We start from the raw sequence: 25,137 nt of genomic DNA, 5'->3' as shown, positions 1-25,137 counted from the left end.
CCGCAAGAGGGCTCTGTTCTAACTGGGGCTCAAGGCGCTGCTTCAGCCCGGTCGCGCACGTTCAGCAGCATTTTGCGCATCATCCAGAAGTCGCCGAACTCAAGCAAGAGGGAGAAAGCTATGGTGGGCGAGAGCCACCGGTACCGCGAGCGCACACGGCTGATCAACCGCGTTGAGCCGTCCGACATGGGATCGAGCTGCCACGTCCAGGTGGTGTCACCGGGCGTACCCCAGATCATGGACTTCGGTGCGTCCATCGCCTGGACCGGCATGCCGTGCTTGCCGTCAGGGCTCATCGGCACAATGTCGCCGACAGCGAGGTGTTGAAGTTCGGGGATGATGCGCCGGGCGCTTGGACGGCCCAGGTTGTCGAGGATGTCGTAGCTGTACCAGCCGGCACGGGTCAGCCCGGCCTGGACCAGCCACGGCCAGATCCGCTCCGGCGGCGCTCCAACCGTGACCGCCCGCGTGGCGTTGAAGGATGGACCCGGCACGAGGTCATCTCCGGGCAGAGCACGTGAGACCTCTTCCGGCGTCGCGCCCCAGTGGAGCTGCCGCGGACGCAGGTACCGGGCATAGGTTGCGCCCGCAGCAGCAGCCGCGAACACGATGACCAAACGCCTGTGGAACCGCATCATCCCAGTTTGCGCTTCACTCCCCTGCCGGATCCAGAGGCCAAACGTCCCGGCCGGTTCAGCGACCGCCAAGGCCTTGGAGGATGGCTGCGCCCCACTGCGCGCTGTTGGCCAGGACCACGAAACCGACTGCCGGAACGCTCAACGCCCAGGCTGCCTGCCGCCGTCGCGCTTGTTCAACCATCATCCGCAGGGCAGTGAAGCTGTCCTGAAGGGCGGGCAGATCGCTTGCGGCAGGAGGCTTCCGGCACCAGGTCCCCGGCTGGACGGCCGCCGACGCGATCCGGGCCACCTGCTCCGGGCCCAGGACGGCCTGGCTCTGGCGCAGCCAGGCAAGGAGCCGTGCGTCCCTCACCACGGCCACGCGCTCGGGCCGCGCTTTGATGGTCAGGCTCTTCGGTTGGACGATGACCACGACGCCGGTCACCTCGACAGGGAAGCCAGCCGCGGTGCCCAGAAGTCTTGCTGCCCGGGAAGCTTCGTACGCAGCGCTACGAATGTGGTGTGTCCTCTTTCCCGCAACCAGGAGTGCCCGCCCCGCCACCCAGACGGGCTGGCCGGAGTGGTTCTTGGTGTTCAAGGTGAAAACTCCCGCAGGCCCCACCAGCACGTGGTCAATATCCGAGGCACCGGCGCCCACCGGCACGGCATGCAGGACCAGCCACTCGGGACCCAGCCCCTCAAGGATCCTTCCCACGGCAATTTCGCCGAGAGCCCCCTTGTACCAGGGCATGCTCTCCGGACCGAGCGGGCTGGCACCAAGCAACCGCTTAAGCCAGCTGCGGCCCGGAACGCGGCTTTGCACCGCCATCAACGTCTCGAGCACTGCCTGCCCGGGAACCCGTTCCTGCAGCAGCTGTGGTGTGGCATCAGGGCTCATGGTCGTCTCCCAAACTTTCGGATGCTGGACAGCGTAGATCGCGAAGAGTTCGGAAAATAGCGGCCGAAGGCCCTGCTTCGGAATGCTTCAGGAATATTTGCCCAACGTTGAGCCCTTCTTGCGGGAACACGAAATCTGGTGCTTCGTCCAGCGCTTCGCACCCCCGTGGCGCATCCTTCTACGGCAGCCCGTCCACCGCGTCGAGCCCGCGCCGGGCGACGACGTACCCCCAGAGCAACAGCGCATGGGGACGTGTCCCCTTCCAGCTCATGGGGGTAGAAGCGCCGTCCCGCTCCACAGCAGTGGCTGACCAGCGGCGGCGTACCAGCCCGGGCCGGCGGAGGCGGAGTGTGGCGAGGGAGGCGTACGGGATCCAACGGCCTGCGTGCTGCTTAGCGAGTCTGACGGCACGCGCCGGCGTCACGGTGGCGCGCTGAAAGCGGGGGTTCCCGCCCGGGTCCAATGGACCGTGCGGGATGGTTCCGGCGGGCAGGATGAGGATTCCGTTCATGTTGACCCACACCTGGACCCGCCGGCCATCGCTGGCGGCGTCCCCGCACACCAGCCGGCACAGGTCGTCGTCCTCTTCAGGTTCCACCTGCTGCGCCGGACGGGACGTAGTGGCTGGGGCGTCCAGGTGGACTCCTCCTCCGGCCGGGACATCCTTTTGGTCAACGACATAGGGGTCATGTGCCCGCAAGTTGGCTGCTGCGACAGCCTGCATCACGGCTGCGCGCAATCCGTCGGCGCACATCCGGGGCGCGTCAACGGCGAACACCTCCCGATCGAGCTGCACAACGGAGCGGACGCCGGCCTGCCCGCCCAGGAGTTCTGCCAGATCGTCATGGTCGCGGCGAACAAACAGGCCGACTTCATCACCCAGTCCCACCTGCCAGCCGTGGCCGGCAATCTCGGGCTCGGCGTCGGGGTCGACATCGATCCAGTCCGCCAGCTCCGCCGCACGAACCGGTCCCAGATCCTCCCCTGCGCCGTAAGGCAAAAGAAGTCCCAAACGCCGGACAACATCAGCGGTGTGAACAGTACAGTCATGTTTGTTCAGTCGGTGCTGCACCAGCAGGCTCCCCCAGGATTAGTGCGGGCCAGTACCGGGGCCGCCCCAAAGGGCGGGCATCGGTACTCTTCCTGGATCCCGCAGCGACATGTCATCGAATTAGCCGGTCTCGAAGTGAGTTTGATCGTAAGTCATTTCGCCTGGGATGAAGCAGACCCCGGACCAAAAGTTTTGATCCTGTACCTGGGTATGGGCTCTATTTCCGCGCCGCCTGCCCAGGTGTGGCCCTGGCTGGTGGATGAGGGTTCACGGGGCTGGACTGCAGTTCATCCTCCACGAAGCGGACGACGGCGGGACGCGGCTGCTGCTGCGGACACGCACCGGTCCGGGGCGGCAGGCAGGACTGCGGTTCACGGACGTCCTGCTTCAGCCGGGTTATTTGGTCATGGATCGCGCGATGCTGTTGGGCATCACGCAGCGCGCTGAGCGGCAGGCGAAGAAGGATCGGGCCTCTGCGGAAAGCCCGCTCAGCTAATTCCGGCCCGCGCTCCGGGCGATCGCGATAGAGCGAATGCCCATCCACCGGCGGTTCCTATGGCCAGCAGCACGGTGACGAAGCCGATGGCCGGTGCGCTCGGCCATGCCAGGGCGCCGCCATACCGCAGCAGGGCAAGCGCCTGCAGAATGACGAAGGCAACCGAGGTTAGGGCCACGGGACGGACGGTGCGGGGGTCGGCGCTGGACTGGCCCTGCGCGGCCGACCAGCCCAGGCCGACCAGCCACGCTCCGACCGCCCTCGCCGTGAGCTCGGACAGTGTCCACGGCCACCACGCCGCGGCATAAGCGGGTACTGCCAGAAGCGCCACTCCGTAGAGCAGCAGTACCCCGGCGATTCCCGCCATGAGCAGCCGGAGCGCAGGGGGCAGTACTGGCCGTCCTGGCGTGACGGACGTTGCAGCAGGACGCCGGGAGCGGATCTGCATCCAGCTGACCACGAGCATCGCCACCGGCACGATGGCATAGATCGCCAGCCACGCCCAGGTGGCCACCCGGGCAAGGGGGCCATTTTCTGGCGAGAGGTGGAAGCGATCCAGATGAAGCAGGGTGACCCCAAGAGTCAGCGTGGTGAAGACGAACACGGGCCAGACGGCCAGCCTCGCCGATTCCCAACTCGCTGAGCGGGCGCCGGTCACTTCCAGGCCGGCGGCCGACCAGTATGCCGCCCCGAGGAAGACGGCGGTCATGGGCGGATTGACGGTCCACGCGAACCATTCCGCCGTCCGCAGCGGAAACACGAACAGCACGAGCCCGGCAAGAAACACGAGGAATGCAGCGACGTAGAGCAGCCACCGCATCGGCGGAATCAACGGTGTGCCCTCAGTTGAAGCGGACATCTCCGGGCAGCTCCTCGGATACGGCAGCATCACCCGGGGCAGGGGGCGAAGCAGGCAGGGGGTGCTCGGCCAGGTAGGTGTGGAGCATCGAGACCACGGTGGCCCCGTCCCCAACAGCGGTAGCCACCCTTTTGATGGAACCGGCCCGTACGTCGCCGATCGCGAAGATGCCGGGCATGCTGGTTTCCAGGGCCAGCGGATGCCTGCCGGGCCTGAGGGACCCGGCGTCGTTCACATCCCGGTTGGCGCCAGTGCGGAGGAAACCGGCCTGGTCACGCTCTACGGTGTCGGGCAGCCAGGAGGTCCGCGGCACCGAACCGATCAGCACGAATAGACCGCCGGCTTCGATCTCCTCGCCCGGCGTTGCGTCGGCGGCGCCGGGCGAGGCGACCTTGACCGAGGCAAGGAAGCCGTCCCGGTCGCGGGCGCCCACGATTACGGTGCCATAGCGGATCGCAACGTTCCTGGTGGCCTCCAGTTGGGAGATGAGGTATTCCGACATGCTCACCGACAGGGTGGGGCCACGCACCAGCAGCGTCACCTTCTTCGCGAACTTGGCCAGGTGCAGGACCGCCTGTCCGGCCGAGTTCCCGCCACCCACAACGCAGACGTTCTTACCGGCCATCGACGGCGCCTCGGAGACTGTGGCCCCGTAGAAGACGCCCCTGCCCACCAGATCCTCTATCTGGGGTATCCCGAGGCGCCGGTAGTCCACTCCGGTGGCCACCACCACTGTGCGGCACCGCACCTTGCTGCCATCGGAAATCGACACAGCGTAGAGTGCTCCGTCCGCGCCGAGGCCTTCCACCTTCCGCAAGAACAGGAAGTCCGTGCCCAAAGTCCAGGCCTGGTGGAACGAGCGGTAGGCCAGATGGGCGCCACTGACACCCCGGGAGAAGCCAGGGTAGTTGCGGATCAAGGAGCTGGTGCCGGCCTGGCCCCCCACAGCCTCTCCCTCAACCACCATGGTGGCGAGGCCCTCCGAGGAGGCATAGACGGCGGTTGCAAGACCGGAGGGACCGGCTCCAACCACCACCACGTCGAAAACCTTGTCCGGTGGTGGCGGTCGCGTCACCCCCATCGCCTCGGCAATCTCCAGGTCAGTTGGGTTCTGGAGGACAATTGGTGAAGCAGTGAACTCCAGCACCAGGACTGGCAGCATGGGGTCACGCAGGCCAAGGCTCTCCAGCGTCCGTTCCGCAGTCTCGGACCCCACGGGATGGAAGCCCACCGGAATGTGGTTTCGGCTCAGGGAGTCGCGCAGCGAATGGGTCCTCCCGTCGCCAACCTCCCCGATCAGCCTGACAGCCTCGAACCCGACCCCTTGGGCCAGGTGCCAGTCGTCAAGGGCGTCAGTGATCGCCCCATGGAATTCTTCGTCCCGCGAGCGTTCTGGTCGGATGATCAGCAGCTCCGCGTGCCCCTGCCCGATCGCACGGAAAACGGTGGGGGCGCTGGCGAAGTCACCCCATGTCACCACAACTGCCCGCTTTGCGGCCGGGTGAAAGCCATAGGCGCGACGCAGGAAATCGAGCCCACCGCGGTCAGCCGGGCCATAACACCCGAGTATGAGCGCTACCGGGCGGTTCCAGCGCCGGAGCCCCTCAAGCACCGCCCGCCCGTGGGCGTGTCCCTCGCAGGCCACCACCTCATAGTCGGCACCATAGCGCCGGCGTAACTCATCTCCGAGAATGCGCCGGGAGTCCGAGTCAGAGGTGGCAATCAGCATGATCGGAACCGAGTGATCCATGGCCGCCGTCTTTCCGGTTCAATGGTTCGGTGGCGCTCACGATACTCGCGCTGGGACAGTGCAGACAAGGGCGTGGAGATTCTGCCAGACTTGCTCCCGACGGGGGCAGCCGGGATGACCTGAGCAGGACCGGAGTGATGGACATGGAGTACCCCTTGGAGGACCGCCCTATCGCGGGGATCAACCTTGCCGCCACACCCAGTGGAACAGGGTGCCTGGAGTGCCTTGGCGGTGACGGCCCGGGATGGTGGCTGCATCTGCGCCGCTGCGCCCAATGCGGCCACATCGGATGCTGCGATTCATCTCCCTCCCAGCATGCCAGCGCCCACTCGCGCAAAGCCGGTCACCCCGTCGTGAGGTCCTTTGAACCCGGGGAGGACTGGTTCTACGAGCACCCCACGAAGAAGTTCTTCCGTGGACCGCGACTTCCGGATCCCCAGTCCAGGCCACCGGAACAGCCCTCACCTGCACCGGCGGACAAGGTACCTGCAGACTGGCGGGAACGCATCCACCGGTAGCACCGCATCCAGAAACAACCTTGCCGCCGCCTGCTAGTGACCCGGGGGCATGCGCTGGCTAAAATCAAGGTTCAGCGCTCCATCGGCAGTAACCACCGCGTACGTCAGTCCGATAGAGACCCAGGCGAGCAGAGAGGCCAGCCATGGACGTCAACCATTCCGCTGAACACCAGCTCGACCCCTTTCCCCATTACGAACGAATGCGGGAAACTGCCCCTGTCCATTTCGACGAACAATCCGGCAGTTGGCACGTCTTCCGGTACGACGACGTTCAGCGGGCTTTGTCTGAATACGCCACCTTCTCGTCGCACATGGGAGGTGACGATGCATCGGGGACCGGCCAGCTGTTTTCCTCGAGCCTGATCGCCACCGATCCTCCAAGGCACCGGCAGCTGCGCTCCCTGGTCACCCAGGCGTTCACTCCCAAAGCCGTGGATGCGCTGGCTCCCCGCATCGCCGGGCTCACGGACGAGCTGCTGGAGGGGATCGCGGACCGCGGCAGCGCAGACCTGATCAAGGAACTGGCGTACCCGTTGCCCGTCATAGTGATCTCCGAACTCATGGGGATCCCCCCGCAGGACCGTGAGCGGTTCAAACGGTGGTCCGATGTGATTGTCAGCCAAACGCGGACCGGTGCGGCCAGTGAGGATCACACCGCAGCAAACGTGGAGATGACGGAGTACTTCCTGGCCCTGATCGACCAACGCAGGAGCCGCCCGGGCCAGGACCTGATCAGTACCCTGCTTGCAGCGGAGATTGACGGCCAAAAACTGACGGTGCCCGAACTGCTCGGTTTTTGCGCCCTGCTGCTCGTCGCAGGAAACGAGACCACCACAAATCTCATCGGTAACGCCGTTTTATGCCTGGCTGAGAACCCCGGAACCATTGACCGCCTGCTCAGGGAACCAGCCCTGATTCCCCAGACCATCGAGGAAGTGCTGCGCTTTCGGTCGCCGGTGCAGTCCATGTACCGGTTGACCGTCGCGGAGACCACCCTGGGTGACGAAGTGATTCCAGCCGGCGCACCGGTCGTAGCGTGGATCGGCTCCGCCAACCGCGACGAGAGGCAGTTCCAGCGGCCTGCCGAGTTCGATGTTGATCGCGGCCACAACCGGCATTTGGCATTCGGCCACGGCATTCACTTCTGCCTCGGCGCGCCGCTGGCCCGGCTCGAAGCCAGGATCGTCCTGGAGGCCCTGTTGTCCCGTTTGCCCGGGCTTTCCCTGGAACCGGGAGCGCACCTGGAACGAATGGACAGCACGATCGTCTATGGGGTGAAGGCACTCCCGGTGAGTTGGCAGCCGGCCTGACCGGCAAGAGTTGGTGTGCCCATGGGATCGAGGGAGAGGCGCCACCGGATTGCCTTTGCGGTGTCCTTGCTGATTCCTCCAGGGTTACTGGCCGGGTGCACGTACGAGTACACCGAACCCGGGCATCCGCCAACACGGGGCACTGGGCCAATGAACAGGCCAACGTCCGAACCGGCCGGGGAGGCTGCGTCCGCGCCGGTTTATGTCGACCCGTTGGTCTTGGAGCGGGAGGTCAAGAACTACGGCGAGCTGGACCGGCTGCTCAAGGCGGTGCCGGGGCCCGCCATTTTTTTGAGGAGGGACCATTGGATGGCCCGGTCAAGGGCTTTGGAGCAACGGAGAAGGTGCCGGCCGCCGGGGAGTACATTGTCACCGCTGCCTGTGTTGGTGCTACCGGCGCCGCGGTGTCCGTTGGGCAGGAGCATCCGGGTGCACCCTTCCGGCCGGTTGAGCTCGCGCTGGATTGTGATGGAGCCACTTCGCAGGTCATTGCGCTTGAGCAGGGGTACGTTTTTGCGCATCTGGTCCTTACCGGACCCGGTGATACTCCGTGGACGGGGGCAGTTGGCGGGGTCCGCGTGACCGGAGGCAGTCCCCGCAGCAGATGAAGGCGGACGGTGACGCGCCACTGCTCACTCCGGCTGGTCCTCGAGGGACGAGACGATACTGCCGCAGCCCTGGAAGAACATCCGCCGGCCAAGACCGCCGTCAGCCCAGATCCAGATGATGGAGTAGTCACCCGTCATGGCATCCACGACGCCCGTGCCGGAAAGGCCTGCGTCCAGAAAGCTGACCCTCTCCCCCAGTGTGAACCGGGGATGCCGGATCCTCTTCCGACGCAGCTTCGAGTGGGAGGTAAACATGTTCATGAAGGTCCTTGGGTCGCGGGCGGTTCTGCCAGCTCATTACGACCCTGCCCGCTGCTCCCAGGTCACGCCTACACGTGGTGAAGCCACAGTATCCGCATTGTTGGGCGGCTGCAGCGGGAACGCTTGTTTTTCGAATGTGACCGGCCAACGCCAGCCGCGGACAGCCGGTGATGGGTGGAAGGCGATCCACAAGAACATCGTCATTGCCGCACCCTAAGCCCGCACCGGCGCAGCATTATGGGTTCGGCCTTCTTAGCCCAGTAGCACCCGATGCCCTTTGCTGAACCGATAGGGGCAAGGTTGCCGGTTTCCATGGGCCCCGGCGCACACTGCCATCGTGCGGGTGGATAGGCTGGGTGGATGGCAACAGTTATCCTCGTGCGGCACGGACGCACCACAGCCAATGCCACTGGACTGCTGGCCGGGCGGGCCGCCGGTGTCAGCCTGGACCAGACCGGGCGCGAGCAGGCGGCTTTGACCGGAGAACGGCTCGCGGCGGTGCCGGTCGTCGGGGTGGTATCGAGCCCTCTCGAGCGTTGCCAGCAGACCGCCCAGCTCATCCTCGACCGCCAGGCCGGCACTCCGTACGCGCCGGTGGAACCCGACCTTACCGAATGCGATTACGGCCAGTGGCAGGGCCGCATGCTCAGTGACCTCGCAACCGAAGATCTGTGGTCGGCCGTGCAATCCCAGCCGTCCGCCGTCGTCTTTCCCGGCGGTGAATCCATGGCCGGGATGCAGGCCCGGGCGGTGGCCGCCATTCGCCGCCACGATGCCGCCTTCGAAGCCGAGTACGGGCCAGGAGCCGTATGGGTGGCGGTGAGCCACGGTGACGTCATCAAATCCATCATCGCCGACGCACTGGGCATGCACCTGGACCTGTTCCAGCGAATTAACGTGGGTCCGGCCTCCGTATCGATCGTGCGCTACAGTGCCACAAGGCCAAGCGTTTACGCGACCAACACCGAGGCCGGGGATCTGTCCTGGCTGTCGAATGGCGTCCACTCCACCGACGCGCCGGTGGGCGGCGGTGCAGGGCACCAGGCGCCTTGAGGCGCCTGTGCCTAAAATGCTCTTATGCCTACACGTGTTCATGAGTTCGACTGGCCCGATCGGGTAGTCGTCGGCACCATTGGCCCTCCGGGGGCACGGACGTTCTACCTGCAGGTGCGGGCAGGGAATCAGACGGTCAGTATCGCCATGGAGAAGCAGCAGTCGGCCCTGCTCGCGGAGAAGATCGACGAAATCCTCGACCAGCTTCTCACCATTGACGGGAACCCTCACAGCGTCCCCAGCAGTACTCCCATTGAATTGGTTGACAATGACCAGCTCGAGGCCGTTCAGGAGCAGTTCCGGACCGGCGCCATGAGCTTAGGTTGGGACCCGACAACGGCCCAGGTCGTGATCGAGGCCTACCCCATCTCCGATGTCGACGCTGATAACGGCGACGAACCGCTTGATGAGGACGACGCCGACGTGCCCGAAATGCTGCTGGTGCGGATGCCGGTCGGCACCGCCCGCGCCTTCGCCAAGCGCACGCGGGAGGTTGTGGGCGCCGGGCGTCCGGCGTGCCCGCTGTGTGGTTACCCCGTAGACGCGGACGGTCACGTCTGCACCCTGCCCGAGGCCTGATGCCTGCGCCCGACCTGGTGACGGCCGAGCTGACGCTCACGGGGCGCATCACGACGGCGTCGAACGCCACCTTCCTGGGCAGCATCGGCGACACGGCGGTTGTCTATAAGCCGGTTGCCGGGGAGAAACCGCTGTGGGATTTTCCCGACGGGGTCCTTGCCCACAGGGAGGTTGCCGCTTATCTGGTCTCGGAGGTCCTCGGATGGAACGTGGTGCCCCGCACCTGGCTGCGCGATGGTCCGTTGGGCGAAGGGATGGTGCAGCTGTGGCAGGAGGCAGACCCCGACCAGAACGCGGTGGACCTCGTTGCGTCGGACGACGTACCTGAGATCGGTTGGAAACACGTCCTCGAGGGCCAGGATGAGACCGGTCGGATGGTCGCCCTCATCCACGAGGACTCCCCGGCGCTCAGGCGCATGGCGGTGTTCGACGTCGTCGTCAACAACGCCGACCGCAAAGGCGACCACATCCTTGCCATGACGGACGGACACCGGCACGGCGTGGACCACGGGCTTACCTTCCACCGTGACCACAAGCTGCGCACGGTGCTGTGGGGGTGGCTGGGGGACGCCCTGACCGCCGAGGAGCTTGAGGGTATCGACCGCGTCAGCGAAGGACTGGACGGTGACCTGGGCCGGAACCTGGCTGACCTGCTCAGCGCCGAGGAAATTTCCTCGCTCGCTGCACGCTGCGCCCGGTTGCGCTCGGCGGGCCGGTTTCCCGCTCCACGCGGTCACATGTCGGCGGTGCCCTGGCCGCTGTTCTGAGGCTTGGGATGCCCGCCCGGAACGGCTGCCTGGCGAAAAGCCCAACGGCCCCGCACTGGACGTGCGGGGCCGTTGGCAGCAGCCTTTGGTGATGATGAAAGGCGGACTTAGAAGTCCCAGTCCTCATCCTCGGTGTTGACGGCCTTGCCGATCACGTAGGACGAACCGGACCCGGAGAAGAAGTCGTGGTTCTCGTCAGCGTTCGGGGACAGGGCGGAGAGAATGGCCGGGTTCACGTCAGTGACGGACGCCGGGAACATGGCCTCGTAGCCCAGGTTCATCAGGGCCTTGTTGGCGTTGTAGTGCAGGAACTTCTTGACGTCTTCGGCCAGGCCCACGCCGTCGTAGAGGTCGTGCGTGTACTGGACCTCGTTCTCGTACAGCTCGAACAGCAGCTCGAACGTGTAGTCCTTGATTTCCTGGCGCTTCTCCTCGGAAACCCTCTCCAGGCCCTTTTGGAACTTGTAGCCGATGTAGTAGCCGTGCACTGCCTCATCGCGGATGATCAGGCGGATCAGGTCGGCCGTGTTCGTCAGCTTGGCGCGTGAGGACCAGTACATGGGCAGGTAGAAGCCCGAGTAGAACAGGAAGCTCTCCAGCAGCGTGGAGGCCACCTTCCGCTTCAGGGGGTCGTCACCCTGATAGTAGTCCATCACGATCTGCGCCTTCTTCTGAAGGTTCTCGTTCTCGGTGGACCAGCGGAACGCCTCGTCGATCTCCTTGGTGGAGGCCAGCGTGGAGAAGATCGAGGAATAGCTCTTGGCGTGCACCGACTCCATGAACGCGATGTTCGTGTACACGGCCTCCTCGTGCGGGGTCAGCGCATCCGGAATCAGGGAAACGGCACCAACGGTGCCCTGAATGGTGTCCAGCAGGGTCAGTCCGGTGAAGACGCGCATGGTGAGCTGCTGCTCGGCAGGCGTCAGCGTGTTCCAGGACTGGACGTCGTTGGACAGCGGCACCTTCTCCGGCAGCCAGAAGTTGTTGACCAGGCGGTTCCAGACGTCGACGTCCTTGTCGTCCTGGATGCGGTTCCAGTTGATGGCCTCGACGTGGCTAAGCAGCTTGACCTTCTCGGTCATGTCATCCCCTAAGCGTTGGGTGGGTTTCACTAAGTTAAAGCGTACGACGGCGGGCGGGCGCCCGCCGTCGTACTGTCGCGTTGGTTGAAGCTACAGCATGCAGCTGACGCAGCCCTCAACCTCGGTCCCTTCCAGCGCGAGCTGGCGGAGACGGATGTAGTAAATGGTCTTGATGCCCTTCTTCCAGGCGTAGATCTGGGCCTTGTTGATGTCGCGCGTGGTGGCGGTGTCCTTGAAGAACAGCGTCAGGGACAGGCCCTGATCCACGTGCTGCGTTGCAGCGGCGTAGGTGTCGATGACCTTCTCGTAGCCGATCTCGTACGCGTCCTGGTAGTACTCCAGGTTGTCGTTGGTGAGGTAAGGCGCCGGGTAGTACACGCGGCCCAGCTTGCCTTCCTTGCGGATCTCGATCTTGGACGCCACCGGGTGGATCGAGGAGGTGGAGTTGTTGATGTAGGAGATCGAGCCGGTGGGCGGAACAGCCTGCAGGTTCTGGTTGTAGATGCCGTGCTCCATGACCGAGGCCTTCAGCGCCAGCCAGTCAGCCTGCGTGGGGATGTGCACGTTCTTGAACAGCTCCGCAACCTTCTCGGTCTGCGGCACCCATTCCTGCTCCGTGTACTTGTCGAAGAACTCGCCGGAGGCGTACTTGGACTTCTCGAACCCGCCGAAGGTCTGGCCGGTTTCCATGGCCAGCAGGTTGGACGCGCGGACGGCGTGGTACACCACCGAGTAGAAGTAGATGTTGGTGAAATCCAGGCCCTCTTCGGAACCGTAGTGCACCCGCTCACGGGCCAGGTAGCCGTGGAGGTTCATCTGGCCCAGGCCGATGGCGTGGCTCTGGTCGTTGCCCTTGGCGATGGACGGCACCGAGGTGATGTTGGACATGTCGGACACCGCCGAGAGGGACCGGATGGCCGTCTCGATGGTCAGGCCGAAGTCCGGGCTGTCCATGGTCTTGGCGATGTTCAGCGAGCCCAGGTTGCAGGAGATGTCCTTGCCGGTCTCATCGTAGGACAGGTCATCGTTGTACGTGGTGGGCTGGGAGACCTGGAGGATTTCCGAGCACAGGTTGGACATGATGATCTTGCCGTCGATCGGGTTGGCCCGGTTCACGGTGTCCTCGAACATGATGTACGGGTAGCCGGACTCGAACTGGATCTCGGCGAGCGTCTGGAAGAACTCGCGCGCCTTGATCTTGGTCTTCTTGATCCGGGAGTCGTCCACCATCTCGTAGTACTTCTCGGTGACCGAGACGTCGGAGAACGGCATGCCGTAGACGCGTTCGACGTCGTACGGGGAGAACAGGTACATGTCCTCGTCCCGCTTGGCCAGCTCGAACGTGATGTCCGGGATGACGACGCCGAGGGAGAGTGTCTTGATGCGGATCTTCTCGTCCGCGTTCTCGCGCTTGGTGTCCAGGAAGCGGTAAATGTCCGGGTGGTGCGCGTGCAGGTACACAGCTCCCGCACCCTGGCGGGCACCGAGCTGGTTGGCGTAGGAGAAGCTGTCTTCGAGGAGCTTCATCACGGGGATGACACCGGAGGACTGGTTCTCGATCTGCTTGATGGGCGCGCCCACCTCGCGGATGTTGGTCAGCGCGAAAGCCACACCGCCTCCGCGCTTGGAGAGCTGCAGGGCGGAGTTGATGGAGCGGCCGATCGACTCCATGTTGTCTTCGATGCGGAGCAGGAAGCAGGAGACCAGCTCGCCGCGCTGCTTCTTGCCGGCGTTCAGGAAGGTGGGAGTGGCCGGCTGGAAGCGGCCCTCGATGATCTCATCCACCATCTGCAGGGCAAGCTGCTCGTTGCCACGCGCCAGGTGCAGGGCAACCATGCAGACGCGGTCCTCGTAGCGCTCCAGGAAACGCTTGCCGTCGAACGTCTTCAGCGTGTAGGACGTGTAGAACTTGAACGCACCCAGGAAGGTCTCGAAGCGGAACTTCTTCTTGTACGCGCGGTTGAACAGCTCACGGATGAAGTTCATCGTGTACTGGTCCAGCGTTTCGCGCTCGTAGTACTGGTTCTTCACCAGGTAGTCGAGCTTCTCTTCCAGGTCGTGGAAGAACACAGTGTTGTTGTTGACGTGCTGCAGGAAGTACTGGTGCGCAGCCTCACGGTCGGCCTCAAACTGGATCTCGCCGTTGGGGCCGTACAGGTTCAGCATCGCGTTGAGCTCGTGGTAGCCCAGGCCCTTGTACGCTGCGGGCATCTCGGGCTTCTCGGCCCTGGTTACTTCTGTGTCTGCGACAGTCGTGTCCAAAACGTGTCCAATCCATTGTTTACGCGGGCCACGTCTTCTGGCGTGCCCATTAATTCGAAGCGGTAGAGGTGCGGCACTCCGCACTTGGCGGCGATGATGTCCCCCGCCATGCAGTAGTTGTCCCCGAAGTTGGTGTTGCCGGCCCCAATGACTCCGCGCAGGAGTTCCCTGTTCTGCGGGTTGTTCAGGAACCGGATGACTTGCTTGGGGACGGAACCCTCTCCCCCGGTGCCACCGTAGGTGGGCACCACCAGCACAAACGGCCGGGTGGCGAGGAGGGGTGCTTCCTTGGCTAAGAGCGGGATCCGGGCAACCTCACGGCCAAGCTTCGAGACAAAGCGGCTGGTGTTCTCGGATGCCGAGGAAAAGTAGATGAGCCGGCTGCCGGTGACTACCGGCGGGACCGGCCCGGAAGAATCCACACGCTGAGCCGCGTGGAAATCCTGGACTGCTGGTGCTGCCGTTGAAGTCACCTCGGCTGGTTGTTGATTGCCGGCAGGGAAAGGGTCCCTATGCCACAGAGGAAACGCCGGAGAGAGCCAGTTCCTCGATCTTGTCCGGGCGGAAACCTGACCAGTGGTCCTGGTCCGTGACCACAACGGGTGCCTGCATGTAGCCCAGTGACTTCAGGCGCTCGAGGGCCTCGGCGTCCTGGGAGATGTCAACGCTCTGGTAGGTGATGCCCTTTTTGTCGAGCGCCCGGTAGGTGGCGTTGCACTGAACACAAGCAGGCTTTGTGTAAACCGTTACGGTCATGGTTCCTGTCCCCTTTTCTGGAAAACTTGCTGGTCCGGTGTCCCCGCCCAAGCTGTACCTAGATACTACATCTAGTGCAGACGCCTCTTTGGAACCCCAAGATGATGTATTACAAGTATGTCATTTAATGCACTTTTAATCCACAGGCCGGTACCCCCAAAATGTCCGGAATCCCGCTGTTTTTGGGGAGGGAGTCCACACCCTGTGGAGTACTTAGCCACAATTTTCCCCCAGCGTGTCGGGGAAAAGACGGCGTGTCGCGCAGCCCCGGGCAGCCGCACGCGGGCACCAAAAAGGGGCCCCGACGTGACCTCCGGAACCCCTCATGGTGATGAAACGCACGGCGGCGGCAGCCGCCCGGCCGCAGCGGCTAGAGCTGCGCCTCCCGGCGGTCCAGGACAACCTGCTGCACGTCCAGGTAGCCGGACTGGAAGCCTGCCCGCGAGTAGCACAGGTAGAACAGCCACATCCGCTGGAACACCGAATCGAAGCCCAGCTCCGCTACCTCCTGCGAGCGCGAAAGGAACCGTTCCTCCCACAGCCGCAGGGTGGCGGCGTAGTGGTCCCCCATGCCCATCCTCTCGCGCACCCGCAGGGTGGTGTGCTGCTGGGTGACGCCCTCGATGGCGCGGACAGAGGGAAGGAAGCCGCCGGGGAAAATGTACTTGTGGACCCAGGTGTAGGCGTTCCGGGTGGCGAGCATGCGGCCATGCGGCATGGTGATCGCCTGGATGGCCACCTTCCCGCCGGGTGCCAGCACCCGGTCGATGGTCTGGAAGTAGATGGGCCAGTACTCGTACCCCACGGCCTCGATCATCTCCACCGAGACGACGGCGTCGTATTCGCCCTCAACAGCCCGGTAGTCCTGCAGGGCCACGGTGACCTTGTCCGCGTAGCCGGCAGCCGCAATGCGTTCCTGCGCGAGGGCCTGCTGTTCACTGGACAGGGTGACGCTGTAGACGGTGGCGCCGCGTGCCGCTGCCCGCAGTGCCAGCTCACCCCAACCGGTGCCGATTTCCAGGAGCCTGGTGCCTGCCCCGACGCCGGCCTTGTCCAGCAGCCTGTCGATCTTCGCCTGCTGCGCTTCCGCCAGCGCCTCCCAGCCGACAGAAGCCAGGGGCCCCGAGGTCAGCGGAAACAGGGCCGACGAATAGCTCATGGTGGAGTCGAGGAAGTTGGAGAACAGCTCGTTGGACAGGTCGTAGTGCCGCGAGATGTTGCTGCGCGTGTTCTGCTCGGCGTTCCGTTCCTGCCGGGGTGTGCGCGGCAGGTACAGCGCGCGCAGCTTCTGCAGCGGCGTGGGAATGAGCGTGTCCACCGACGCGGCAAAGACTTCCAGGACTCCTGCGAGGTCGCTGGCCTCCCAGTCCCCCGCCATGAAGGACTCGCCCAGTCCGATCAGTCCGTTGTCGCCGATCCGGGCGTCAAACGCTTCCGGCCGCACCATGGTCATCACCGGCGCGTCCGGGCCGCCCGTGCCCAGCACGGTGCCGTCGGGGTACTCCACGCGCAGGGGCAGCCGCTTGACCGCCCCCTTGAAGAGGAGGCCGGCGGCCTTGCCGGCCACCGCGGCTTTGGCGCCCGACGGCGGCTGCGCAACTTCCGGCCACAGGTCCGGATCGATGGTGGCAGGCGAGGCCGGCACCCCCGTTGCGGTCCAGGCCGCGGCGTAGGGCGTGGCAGCATCCTCGAGAGTCCTGCGCTGCGCCTTGGCTTCGGCGGATGCAGTTGCCTGGTTGTCGTCCGTCATTGTCATTGAACTGCCTCCTGTGAGGGGTGGTGTGGTCGGGCGACGACCGGCAGGCGTCTTGCCCAGAGTGTAATGCCCTGCACCCTGATGAGTGCGGAAACCAGCAGTGGCGCGGCGGGCACGGCAACGGCCGCCGCCAGGATGTTCCGGACCGTGGCGGGCCGGCGCGTGCCGTCCATCGAGGCCACGAAAGGCCGGTGGCCCTCGCGCTCCAGCACGATGGACACCCCCAGCTTCTCCCCCGGTGCGGGCAGCTTCATGCGGTACTGCCCGTCCACATCGTTGAACGGCGACACGTAGAACGCCTTCGGCACCGAAGCGCGCCCCGCCGCGTCCGTCCGCAACAGGTAGCAGTGGCGCTCCCCGTAGGTGTTGTGGACTTCTGCCACCACGCACTCAAGTTCGCCGCTGGTCCGGTAGCACCAGAACAGCGTCAGGGGGTTGAATACGTAACCGAAGACCCTGGCGCTGGTCAGCATGTGGATCGCCCCGCCGTCGGGCTCCAGGCCCTGGGTGCGCAGGAACCGCTCAACGTTGCTCCGGATGCTGGCCCCGGGGTCCCCCAAGTGGTCACCGGACCTGAAGACGGCGAGCGGCCGGAGCAGGAACGGGAGGCGGGGCAGATGATCCACGTCCACGAACCAGGAGTAGCTGCGGTACATGAAGGCGTTCTTCAGTGGCGTGCGCCGCACATGCGAGATGGAGGTGCGGTAGATCGCTGCCGCCGTGGTCATGCCGGTTCCGCCGCGGAAAGCAGCTCCCGTTCCCCGCCGTCCCGGGAATCAACCCGGTCAGCGGCCTGGGCGGCTGGCCACGAGCGGCCCAGCGCCCCGGCCGCCCGCACCCCGGAGAGTGCGCCGTCCTCGTGGAAACCCCAGCCCAGGTAGGCGCCGGCGTACGCGATCCTGGTGTCGCTGAGCCCGGCGATCGCCTGCTGGGCCCGCAGCGATTCGGGCGTGTACTGCGGGTGCTCGTACACCATCCGCTCCAGGACCCGGTCATCCCCAATCAGCTCCGATTCCCCCAGGCTCACCAGGTAGGGTTTGCCGTCCGCCGGGCTGAGCCGCTGCAGCCGGGTGAGGTCGTAGCTGACAAGGACCTTGTCCGGCCGGGCCCCGCAGGAGGGCAGGCGGTAATTCCAGGACGCCCTGGCGTTCTCCGCGGAGGGCAGGACGGCGGGATCCTGGTGGAAGACGGTGTGGTTGACCGAGTAGGGCATGCCGCCCAGCGCTTCCTTCTCGGCCGGGGTGGCGTCGGCGAGGAACCCCAGCGCCTGGGCCGGGTGGGTGGCGATGACGACGGCGGCGAAGTCTTCCTGCCCGTGTGCAGTGGTGATCTGCACGCCGTCGGGAGTGCGCCGGATGGCGGTCACGGGGGTGTCGAGCCGGACGTCCGTCAGCGTGGCGGCCAGTTTTTCGACATACCTGGCGGAACCGCCGGTGACGGTACGCCATTGCGGGGAGCCCTTGACGCCCAGCAGGCCGTGATGGCCCAGGAAGGTGAAGAGGTACCGCGCCGGATAGGCCAGCGCGGTGGTGGGGTCGCAGGACCAGACGGCGCTGACCACCGGGGTCATGAAGTGCGAAACGAAGTAGGGGCTGAACTTTTCGCGCTCCAGGAACTCGCCGAGGGTGGGTTCGGGAACCTCGAGATCCGGGGTGACCGAGGAAACCGGAGCCGTCTCCAGCAGCGCCCGCGCCTTGCGGTAAAAACGGGTGACTTCCAGAAGCATCAGCAAGTAGCGGCCACGGAGCAGGCTGGAGGGCCGGGCAATGATTCCGCGTCCGCCCTCGCGGGCGCCTGCGTACTCCAGCCCGCAGCCGTCGCACCGGATGGACATGCTCATCTCGGAGTCCTGCGTCTCCACCCCGAGTTCCGCGAACAGCCTCAGCAGCGTGGGATAAGTCCGTGTGTTGTGGACGATGAAGCCGGTATCCACACCGATGGTGGAGCCGTCCGCCTGCGGCATGTCGTGCGTATGCGCGTGCCCTCCCAGCCGGGAATCCGCTTCGAACAGCGTGACGTCGTCCTGCCTGTTAAGGACGTAGGCTGCGGTCAGGCCGGCCACGCCGCTGCCAATGACGGCCACCCGCCGTGGCCCGCCTCCGGTTACTGCTGGGTCAGGTGACAATGCATGCTCCTCTGCTGGACATTTGCCAATGCTAGAGGGCAATTCGGCACCGTTGCGGCAACGGATGGGTGCCGCGCCCTGCAACTTCTTCGGGGCGGGCCGGCGGAGTACTGTGGGCAGGTGGTAAACCCGGTACACCTGAAGACCCTCCTGGAGGTCACCCGGCTCGGCTCGTTCGCGGCCGCGGCCGCCACGCTGGGCTACACTGCCTCAGCCGTCTCCCAGCAGATGACCGCCCTGGAACGCGACACCGGCGTCGTCCTTTTCCAGCGCTCGGCCCGCAGCGTGGTGCCCACGGAAGCCGCCGTCGTCATGACCCGGCACGCCGCCAAGGTGCTGACGGACATCGAGGCGCTGATGGCGGCCGCCTCCAAAACCCAGGACGCGGCCAACCAGGAACTGCGGCTGGGGATCTTTCCCAGCCTGGCCACCTACGTGCTGCCGCGCATCCTGAAGAACCCGGCGTGGAAGAACCTGGGAATCGACCTCAAAGTGTCCGTCGCCGAACCCGGGCAGACCATCCAGGGGCTGCGCACCGGCGGCGAACTGGACCTCGCCGTGGTTTTCCAGGTGGGGCAGACCGGTTTCGCATGGCCCAACACCATCAACCGGCAATGGATCGGCGACGACGACTTCCGGGTGGTGCTGCCCGCCGGCTGGGGCTTCCGCAGTGACGCGAAGGTCGCCGCCGACCACCTCTCCGAAATGCCCTGGATCATGCACCATCCGGGAACCAGCGACGCCATGGTGATTGAGCGGCTCTTCGCCGGCTGCAACCTGCACCCGCGCGTGGTGGCCCACAGCGACGATTTCCACGCCAGCCTGGAGATGGCAGCCGCAGGACTGGGGGCGGCCCTGGTTCCGGAACTCGCGCTGCGGAACAAGCCGGCCGGCGTTGTGGTGCTGGACGTTCCGGAGATCCGGCTGGCCAGGAACGTCTTTGCACTCATCATCAATGACAGGAAAACTGCGCGGGTCCAGCTCTTCGTGGACCTCCTGGCCGAGACGCTCGCCGGAATGCGGACGGCCGTGAATTAGGCCTGAATGCTGGAATGCGCCGCTGTTCAGGTCTATGTTGAAACTATGAGCAAGGTAGCGAGCCGGCACTTTGGAGAGATCGAACTCAACCACGGCAAGGATCACTTAGTGGCCGCGAAGCACGAGCTTCGCGGGCATCCGCTGGAACTCGACCTCAACATCACGGCGCACGACCACTTCGATGAAGCCGCGCTCCGGAAGGTGGACTACCGCCTGCGGTTCCTGCCCGAACTCGTGGACGAGGTCCGGGACATGATCGCCGAGGAGCTGGAGCAGGAAGGCACCAGCCCCCAGGAATACCTGCACTTCCACTGCAATGCCCTCAAAGACGAACACCTGCAAAAAGTCTTCGGCGTCACCGACCGCAGCCAGCTCACCAACGAAGTCTTCCTCAAAGCCCTGAAGCTGGGCCACGTGGGCATCTACCCTGGCCAGCCCGAGCGCTACTTCGTCCTGGACTTCACCCTGGGCGAGCACTTCACCGATGAGGTCCTGGTGGCATCAGCCGACGAGGACGGCGTGGTGGACGACGAGATCGTCTGGGAGTCCTGAATCGAGTGCTCCGTACCTGCCGTTTTGAACGTCGATAACGGCAAGTACGGAGCAATGGATGGTTAAATGCCGACGGCGGCCGGTCACGCGGGCTTCCCACGTGACCGGCCGCCGTCGTACTTATTACTTGGCCGCTTCCAGCAGGTTGGCGCGGACCGCCTGGGTTGCCTTGACCAGGTTCCGCAGCGAATCCTCGGTCTCGGCGTAGCCGCGGGTCTTCAGGCCGCAGTCCGGGTTCACCCACAGCTGGCGGGAGGGGACGTGCTTGACGGCGGTGGCCAGCAGTTCGGTCACCTCTGCCTCGCCCGGGACACGCGGCGAGTGGATGTCGTAGACGCCCGGGCCAACGCCGCGGCCGAAGCCGTGGGACTCGAGGTCGTGGACAACCTCCATGCGGGACCTGGCGGCCTCGATGGACGTGACGTCCGCATCCAGTCCGTCGATCGCGTCGATGATCACGCCGAACTCGGAGTAGCAGAGGTGGGTGTGGATCTGGGTGGCGTCGGCAGCACCGGCGGTGGCCAGGCGGAAGGAGTCCACGGACCACTTGAGGTAGTCGGCGTGGTCAGCCTTGCGCAGCGGAAGGAGTTCGCGCAGTGCAGGCTCGTCCACCTGGATGACCTTGATGCCGGCAGCTTCGAGGTCTGCGATTTCGTCACGCAGGGCCAGGCCCACCTGGTTGGCGGTCTCGCCCAAGGGCTGGTCGTCGCGGACGAAGGACCAGGCCAGGATGGTGACGGGACCCGTGAGCATGCCCTTCATCGGCTTGCTGGTCAGGGACTGCGCGTACTTGGCCCACTCAACCGTGATGGGCGCACTGCGGGTGACGTCGCCCCACAGGATGGACGGGCGGGTGCAGCGTGAGCCGTAAGACTGGACCCAACCGTGGACGGTGACGTCGAAGCCCTCCAGGTTCTCGGCGAAGTACTGGACCATGTCGTTGCGCTCGGGCTCGCCGTGCACCAGCACGTCGTAGCCAAGCTCTTCCTGCAGCTCAACAACGCGCCTGATCTCGTCCTTCATGAGCTTTTCGTACTGCCCGTCGGTGAGGTCGCCCTTGTTGTTGCGGGCGCGCGCCGACCTGATCTCGGAGGTCTGGGGGAAGGATCCGATGGTGGTAGTGGGCAGCGGCGGCAGGTGCAGCGCTTCTTCCTGGGCGGCTTCGCGGACTTCGTAGGCCGAGCGGGTGAAGTCTGCTGCGGTTAGCGCTTCGGTGCGTGCACGGACGTCGGAGCGGCGCACGCCTTCTGCGGTGGCACGGGAGGCGATGACGGCCGTTGCCTCGTCGATGGCCGCCCGGGCGGAGGCGGGATCGGCCAGGTAGGACGCGAGGGTCTTCACCTCGACGGCCTTTTGGTCCGAGAACGCCAGCCAGCTGCGGAGCTGCTCGGAGAGCTGGGTCTCCTCGGCAACATCGTGCGGGACGTGCTGGGTGGAGGTGGAGGTGGAGACGGCAACCTTGCCGGCTGCTGCCGTCAGTGCGTCCAGCTTGGCGGCAGACGCGGCGAGGTCGTTGCGCCAGATGTTGTGGCCGTCCACGACGCCGGCAACCAGGGTCTTGTTGCCCAGGCCGGCAAGTGCCGCGGCGGAGGGAACAGTGCCTTTGAAGACATCGATGTGGAGGGCGTCGATGTTGGTGGCGGCGAGGGTGCCGAGCTGGCCGTCCAGCGATCCGTACGGGGTTGAGACGAGGATCTGCGGGCGGTTGGCCGCCGAGGAGAGGACTTCGTAGGCGCGGGCCACGGCGGCCTCGACCTCGCCGGCCGGGGTGTCCTGGTCCACCACCAGCGCGGGCTCGTCGAGCTGGACCCAGCTGGCACCTGCGGCGGAGAGCTTCTCCAGGAGCTGGACGTAGACGGGCAGGATGTCCTCGAGGCGGGACAGCGGCGCGAATCCGGCGGGGGCGCCGTCGGACGCTTTGGACAGGAGCAGGTAGGTGACCGGACCCACGATGTAGGGGCGGGTCTCGACGCCGTTGGCCAGTGCGAACGCGAACTCGTCAACCTTGGCGGTGGAGGCGAGGGTGAACTCGGTCTCCGGGCCGATCTCCGGGACCAGGTAGTGGTAATTGGTGTCGAACCACTTGGTCATTTCGAGCGGTTGCTGGTCCCTGGTGCCGCGGGCCAGGGTGAAGTAGCCGTCAATGTCCAGCTGGCCCTTGTCATTGAGGAGCTTGCCGAAACGGGCGGGGACAGCGCCGAGGTGGGCGGTGGTGTCCAGGACCTGGTCGTAGTAGGAGAAGGTGCCAGGCACTGCGGCCGGTTCGGTGAGGCCGAGTTCCTGCAGGCGCTTGGCGATGGCCAGCTGGATGTCCTTGGCGGCGGAGTCCAGAGCGGCGGCGTCGATCTTTCCTGCCCAGTAGGCTTCGACGGCCTTCTTGAGCTCGCGGCGGCGGCCGATGCGCGGGTAGCCCAGGAGGGATGCAGCCGGGAACGGAGTGTGGTTGGGCGTGGTGTTTTGAGACATGGGAAATCCTAAGAGTTGGGTACAGGTCCGCCGTGGGCGGAAAGATTCAGTGCAGGAAGGGGTGCGTCAGCTGGCGAGCTGGCGGGCAGCTGCATCCGGGCGGATGCCGGGATGCGTACGCCGCGGAAGGGCCAGCTTGTCCAGCAGTTCCAGGGCACTCTGGTGCTCATTGAAGGTGTAGATGTGGATGCCGGGTGCGCCGGCCTGCAGGGCTGCGTTGGCAAGGTCCACTGTGGCATCGACACCAATGCGGAGCCGTTCAAGGTCGCTGTCCGCTGATGCCAGGCGTTCCAGCAGCTCGGGAGCGGGCTCCACGCCGGTCAGCTCGCCGAGGCGCCTGACGCGCCGGAGGCTGGTGAGGGGCATGACTCCCGGGATGATGGGGATGGTGACCCCTGCACGGCGTGCCCTGGTGAGGAGGTCCGCGTACTGGTCAGTGTGGAAGAAGACCTGCGTGATGGCGAAGTCCGCGCCGGAACGCTGCTTGGCAAGCAGCACCTCGACGTCGTGCGCCTCGCTGGGCGACTCCGGGTGGCGGGTGGGGTACGCCGCCACGCCTACCGCGATCTTTCCGGCGCAGAGCAGTGCCGAACGGCGCTGCTCGACGCGGCGGATCAGCTCGATCAGGTCCTGGGCGTACCGGAGCGAACCGGCAACCGGCGCCGCGCCGTCCTTGGGCAGGTCGCCGCGGAGCGCCAGGATCCCGCGCACCCCGGTGTCCAGCAGCTCACCGATGATTCCCGCCAGTTCCTGGGGCGTGTTGCCGACGCACGTCAGGTGCGCCAGCGGCCGGAGGGTTGTTTCCAGCAGGAGCCGGTTGATGAGTTCGACGGCGGTGTCCCGGTTTGAGCCGCTCGCACCATAGGTGACGGACACATAGTCCGGTGCGGTGGTTTCGAGTTCCCGGATGGTGGTCCAGAGGGTTTCCGCGGCTGCCGGCGACCGGGGCGGGAACAGCTCGTAGGAAAGCGCCACCGGAGCGGTGTCGGAGAGATTCGGGTGTGTGTCAATAAGGCTTGGTGGAGACATTTGCATCCTTGGCTTTGGGCCATTGGGGGCTGCCGTCGAATGCGACGGCTGACCGGCAATGAATTTGAGTTTGGGGAACACGGAAGAACTCCACAGGACGCAGCCGCGACTGTTACGCCTGGATTGAAGTTCGCCGTGAGCAAATGTCAGGCCCACATGGGGGCACCCACACCCTCCAGAAGGAGGATCGCTGACACGTTACCTCGGTAACTTGTATAAGACTCTATGAGGGGCAGGTACCGCTTTCAAGTTGGCTCCCGAATTAAGACGCAGTTTTACGGCCCGCGTCGCGTCCCCACGGAATAATGTTCGCGCCGGTGCCCTACCACGGCCGGTCGGGGCCGCCGGAGTCCGAGGAGCCGTCCAGGTAGTCCTCCCGTTCACGGCCGCTGTTGCGTTCACGTTGGGCCTGCCGGGCACTGTCCTCCAGTTGCTCCAGCTTGCGTTGCTGCGCGGAATCCTGGCTGTCCGTTCCGGGGCTTTCCTCCGGACCGGTCTCCTGGGCCGGCTCCTGGTGCTGCACCTGGCGGGCGTCGGAGAGCTTTTCCTGCAGCCGTGCTTCCGCTCCGGCCAGCCTGTCCCCCGTCCCGGCCGGCTCCCGGTCGGATAAACAGCCGTCCGGCGCCGCTGCCACAGCTGCGAGCGCTTCCTCGAAGAGGCCGGCGGCCGCGGCCGGGTCCTCCGCACCGAGCTTTTCGTCGCCGAGCCGCTCAATGGCCAGGACCAGGTTCACCGTAATGACGCAGGCCCCGGCCGACCCGGATTGGCGTGGCGGGACGAGGGCCAGCGCTTCCTCGAACCGGAGCCTGGCGGCTGCGAAGTCCCCGGCAAGGACGTCGGCGTCCCCGGCCGCGAAGGGCGCCTTGTGCGGCTCGATGAGGTTCACGACGTGAAGTGCTTCCGCGGCGGACCGGACCGCTGCGGCGTCGTTCGCTTCATAGGCGCTGGCCGCACGTGCTCCCAGCAGGCCAAGGCTCAGGAGTTTGGCCGCCACACACAGCATGAGGATCACGGGTACGGCTGACCACGCCAGGAGGCGCCGCCGTGCCGTCCGGCGGTCCACGCCATGACTGGCGGGCGTCATCGGAGAACTGCCTTGTTGCCGCTGGATTCTTGGACGCCGGAGTTTCCGGTTGTCGCAGGAGCGGCGCCTAAAGCAGCTGAGCGTGAAGAAGGGGCCAACGGTATCCTGCGGAGTTCGCGGAACTGGCGAAGGAGCAGGACAAGCTCCCAAAGGCCCAGGACAAAGGCGCCTGCTGCCGGGATCCAGTAAAGCTCGGTCCGTGCGGCCAGGGAGCCGTCCT

The 25,137-nt window shown here is 65.3% G+C and carries 25 protein-coding genes and 1 pseudogene; 8 read left to right on the top strand and 18 right to left on the bottom strand.

The window, feature by feature from the left end; translation table 11 throughout:
- Positions 1–29: 29 nt before the first annotated feature.
- The 3 genes from HTS88_RS16480 to HTS88_RS16470 form a co-directional block, all read right to left on the bottom strand.
- Positions 30–635 (bottom strand): hypothetical protein, encoded by a 606-nt coding sequence (locus tag HTS88_RS16480; protein WP_174180248.1) that lies wholly within the window; start codon positions 633–635, stop codon positions 30–32.
- 58 nt (positions 636–693) lie between these two features.
- The gene (locus HTS88_RS16475) at positions 694–1,515 is read right to left on the bottom strand and encodes a nuclease-related domain-containing protein (RefSeq protein ID WP_174180246.1); all 822 of its coding nucleotides are present in this window, start codon (positions 1,513–1,515) and stop codon (positions 694–696) included.
- A 178-nt stretch (positions 1,516–1,693) separates the two neighbouring features.
- Positions 1,694–2,515, bottom strand: coding sequence for a hypothetical protein (locus HTS88_RS16470; RefSeq protein ID WP_174180244.1), 822 nt, complete (start codon positions 2,513–2,515; stop codon positions 1,694–1,696).
- A gap of 310 nt (positions 2,516–2,825) precedes the next feature.
- Between HTS88_RS16470 and HTS88_RS16465 the strand changes: the two genes are divergently transcribed.
- Positions 2,826–3,062, top strand: coding sequence for a hypothetical protein (locus HTS88_RS16465; RefSeq protein WP_246256383.1), 237 nt, complete (start codon positions 2,826–2,828; stop codon positions 3,060–3,062).
- Here HTS88_RS16465 and HTS88_RS16460 read toward each other — a convergent pair.
- Complete coding sequence (locus tag HTS88_RS16460) at positions 3,055–3,921, bottom strand: hypothetical protein (RefSeq protein WP_174180242.1); 867 nt, start codon at positions 3,919–3,921, stop codon at positions 3,055–3,057. The two genes, HTS88_RS16465 and HTS88_RS16460, sit on opposite strands and share 8 nt — an antisense overlap.
- The gene (locus tag HTS88_RS16455) at positions 3,905–5,671 is read right to left on the bottom strand and encodes an NAD(P)/FAD-dependent oxidoreductase (RefSeq protein ID WP_174180240.1); all 1,767 of its coding nucleotides are present in this window, start codon (positions 5,669–5,671) and stop codon (positions 3,905–3,907) included. The genes HTS88_RS16460 and HTS88_RS16455 overlap by 17 nt, the downstream gene beginning before the upstream one ends.
- Before the next feature lie 155 nt (positions 5,672–5,826).
- On the opposite strand from HTS88_RS16455, the gene HTS88_RS16450 reads away from it, so the two are divergent.
- Together HTS88_RS16450 and HTS88_RS16445 are read left to right on the top strand one after the other, a co-directional pair.
- Positions 5,827–6,189 carry a UBP-type zinc finger domain-containing protein gene (locus tag HTS88_RS16450; RefSeq protein ID WP_174180308.1) on the top strand — a complete coding sequence of 121 codons (363 nt, stop codon included), beginning with the start codon at positions 5,827–5,829 and terminating at the stop codon, positions 6,187–6,189.
- A gap of 143 nt (positions 6,190–6,332) precedes the next feature.
- Positions 6,333–7,499 (top strand): cytochrome P450, encoded by a 1,167-nt coding sequence (locus HTS88_RS16445; protein WP_174180238.1) that lies wholly within the window; start codon positions 6,333–6,335, stop codon positions 7,497–7,499.
- 239 nt (positions 7,500–7,738) lie between these two features.
- Here the strand turns inward: HTS88_RS16445 and HTS88_RS16440 are convergent, their stop codons facing one another.
- Positions 7,739–8,020: a hypothetical protein gene (locus tag HTS88_RS16440; RefSeq protein ID WP_174180236.1), complete on the bottom strand. Its 282-nt coding sequence runs from the start codon at positions 8,018–8,020 to the stop codon at positions 7,739–7,741.
- 111 nt (positions 8,021–8,131) lie between these two features.
- Positions 8,132–8,368 carry a hypothetical protein gene (locus HTS88_RS16435; protein WP_174180234.1) on the bottom strand — a complete coding sequence of 79 codons (237 nt, stop codon included), beginning with the start codon at positions 8,366–8,368 and terminating at the stop codon, positions 8,132–8,134.
- A 360-nt stretch (positions 8,369–8,728) separates the two neighbouring features.
- Between HTS88_RS16435 and HTS88_RS16430 the strand changes: the two genes are divergently transcribed.
- Genes HTS88_RS16430 through HTS88_RS16420 form a run of 3 tightly spaced genes read left to right on the top strand, consistent with a single transcriptional unit; the run spans position 8,729 to position 10,767 of the window.
- The gene (locus tag HTS88_RS16430) at positions 8,729–9,421 is read left to right on the top strand and encodes a histidine phosphatase family protein (RefSeq protein ID WP_174180232.1); all 693 of its coding nucleotides are present in this window, start codon (positions 8,729–8,731) and stop codon (positions 9,419–9,421) included.
- A 24-nt stretch (positions 9,422–9,445) separates the two neighbouring features.
- A complete protein-coding gene (locus HTS88_RS16425; RefSeq protein WP_174180230.1) occupies positions 9,446–10,000 on the top strand; it encodes a DUF3090 domain-containing protein in 555 nt (184 codons plus the stop codon).
- Entirely contained in the window at positions 10,000–10,767 is a 768-nt protein-coding gene (locus HTS88_RS16420) for an SCO1664 family protein (protein ID WP_174180228.1), read from the top strand. Before HTS88_RS16425 ends, HTS88_RS16420 begins: the two co-directional genes overlap by 1 nt.
- 107 nt (positions 10,768–10,874) lie before the next feature.
- Here the strand turns inward: HTS88_RS16420 and nrdF are convergent, their stop codons facing one another.
- The 7 genes from nrdF to HTS88_RS16385 form a co-directional block, all read right to left on the bottom strand.
- On the bottom strand, positions 10,875–11,849 hold the full coding sequence (gene nrdF / locus HTS88_RS16415) for a class 1b ribonucleoside-diphosphate reductase subunit beta (protein WP_056079660.1): 975 nt from the start codon (positions 11,847–11,849) through the stop codon (positions 10,875–10,877).
- Between the two features lie 90 nt (positions 11,850–11,939).
- Entirely contained in the window at positions 11,940–14,060 is a 2,121-nt protein-coding gene (nrdE, locus tag HTS88_RS16410) for a class 1b ribonucleoside-diphosphate reductase subunit alpha (protein ID WP_174180226.1), read from the bottom strand.
- A 20-nt stretch (positions 14,061–14,080) separates the two neighbouring features.
- Positions 14,081–14,533 carry a class Ib ribonucleoside-diphosphate reductase assembly flavoprotein NrdI gene (nrdI, locus tag HTS88_RS16405; RefSeq protein WP_174180307.1) on the bottom strand — a complete coding sequence of 151 codons (453 nt, stop codon included), beginning with the start codon at positions 14,531–14,533 and terminating at the stop codon, positions 14,081–14,083.
- A gap of 88 nt (positions 14,534–14,621) precedes the next feature.
- Entirely contained in the window at positions 14,622–14,867 is a 246-nt protein-coding gene (gene nrdH / locus HTS88_RS16400) for a glutaredoxin-like protein NrdH (RefSeq protein ID WP_174180224.1), read from the bottom strand.
- 370 nt (positions 14,868–15,237) lie between these two features.
- Positions 15,238–16,623 (bottom strand): class I SAM-dependent methyltransferase, encoded by a 1,386-nt coding sequence (locus HTS88_RS16395; RefSeq protein ID WP_174180222.1) that lies wholly within the window; start codon positions 16,621–16,623, stop codon positions 15,238–15,240.
- Positions 16,620–17,351 (bottom strand): DUF1365 domain-containing protein, encoded by a 732-nt coding sequence (locus tag HTS88_RS16390; protein ID WP_174180220.1) that lies wholly within the window; start codon positions 17,349–17,351, stop codon positions 16,620–16,622. The genes HTS88_RS16395 and HTS88_RS16390 overlap by 4 nt, the downstream gene beginning before the upstream one ends.
- Positions 17,348–18,748 (bottom strand): NAD(P)/FAD-dependent oxidoreductase, encoded by a 1,401-nt coding sequence (locus HTS88_RS16385; RefSeq protein ID WP_174180218.1) that lies wholly within the window; start codon positions 18,746–18,748, stop codon positions 17,348–17,350. Before HTS88_RS16385 ends, HTS88_RS16390 begins: the two co-directional genes overlap by 4 nt.
- Positions 18,749–18,868: 120 nt before the next feature.
- Between HTS88_RS16385 and HTS88_RS16380 the strand changes: the two genes are divergently transcribed.
- Positions 18,869–19,786 (top strand): LysR family transcriptional regulator, encoded by a 918-nt coding sequence (locus tag HTS88_RS16380; protein WP_174180216.1) that lies wholly within the window; start codon positions 18,869–18,871, stop codon positions 19,784–19,786.
- A gap of 45 nt (positions 19,787–19,831) precedes the next feature.
- Positions 19,832–20,338 carry a DUF2004 domain-containing protein gene (locus HTS88_RS16375; protein WP_104186131.1) on the top strand — a complete coding sequence of 169 codons (507 nt, stop codon included), beginning with the start codon at positions 19,832–19,834 and terminating at the stop codon, positions 20,336–20,338.
- A 123-nt stretch (positions 20,339–20,461) separates the two neighbouring features.
- On the opposite strand, the gene metE is transcribed toward HTS88_RS16375, so the two are convergent.
- The 4 genes and pseudogenes from metE to HTS88_RS22015 all read right to left on the bottom strand — a co-directional run.
- Positions 20,462–22,804 carry a 5-methyltetrahydropteroyltriglutamate--homocysteine S-methyltransferase gene (gene metE, locus HTS88_RS16370; RefSeq protein ID WP_174180214.1) on the bottom strand — a complete coding sequence of 781 codons (2,343 nt, stop codon included), beginning with the start codon at positions 22,802–22,804 and terminating at the stop codon, positions 20,462–20,464.
- Between the two features lie 66 nt (positions 22,805–22,870).
- Positions 22,871–23,833, bottom strand: coding sequence for a methylenetetrahydrofolate reductase (locus HTS88_RS16365; RefSeq protein ID WP_174180211.1), 963 nt, complete (start codon positions 23,831–23,833; stop codon positions 22,871–22,873).
- A gap of 322 nt (positions 23,834–24,155) precedes the next feature.
- Positions 24,156–24,917: a hypothetical protein gene (locus HTS88_RS16360; protein ID WP_174180209.1), complete on the bottom strand. Its 762-nt coding sequence runs from the start codon at positions 24,915–24,917 to the stop codon at positions 24,156–24,158.
- Positions 24,914–25,137, bottom strand: a pseudogene (locus tag HTS88_RS22015) (hypothetical protein); the annotation flags it as partial. The pseudogene HTS88_RS22015 and the gene HTS88_RS16360, both read right to left, overlap by 4 nt.

The sequence above is a fragment of the Pseudarthrobacter oxydans genome (assembly GCF_013314975.1).
Taxonomy (GTDB): Bacteria; Actinomycetota; Actinomycetes; order Actinomycetales; family Micrococcaceae; genus Arthrobacter; species Arthrobacter oxydans.
Note: the sequence above shows the minus strand (reverse complement) of the source record. Positions and strands in the feature narration are given on the sequence as shown.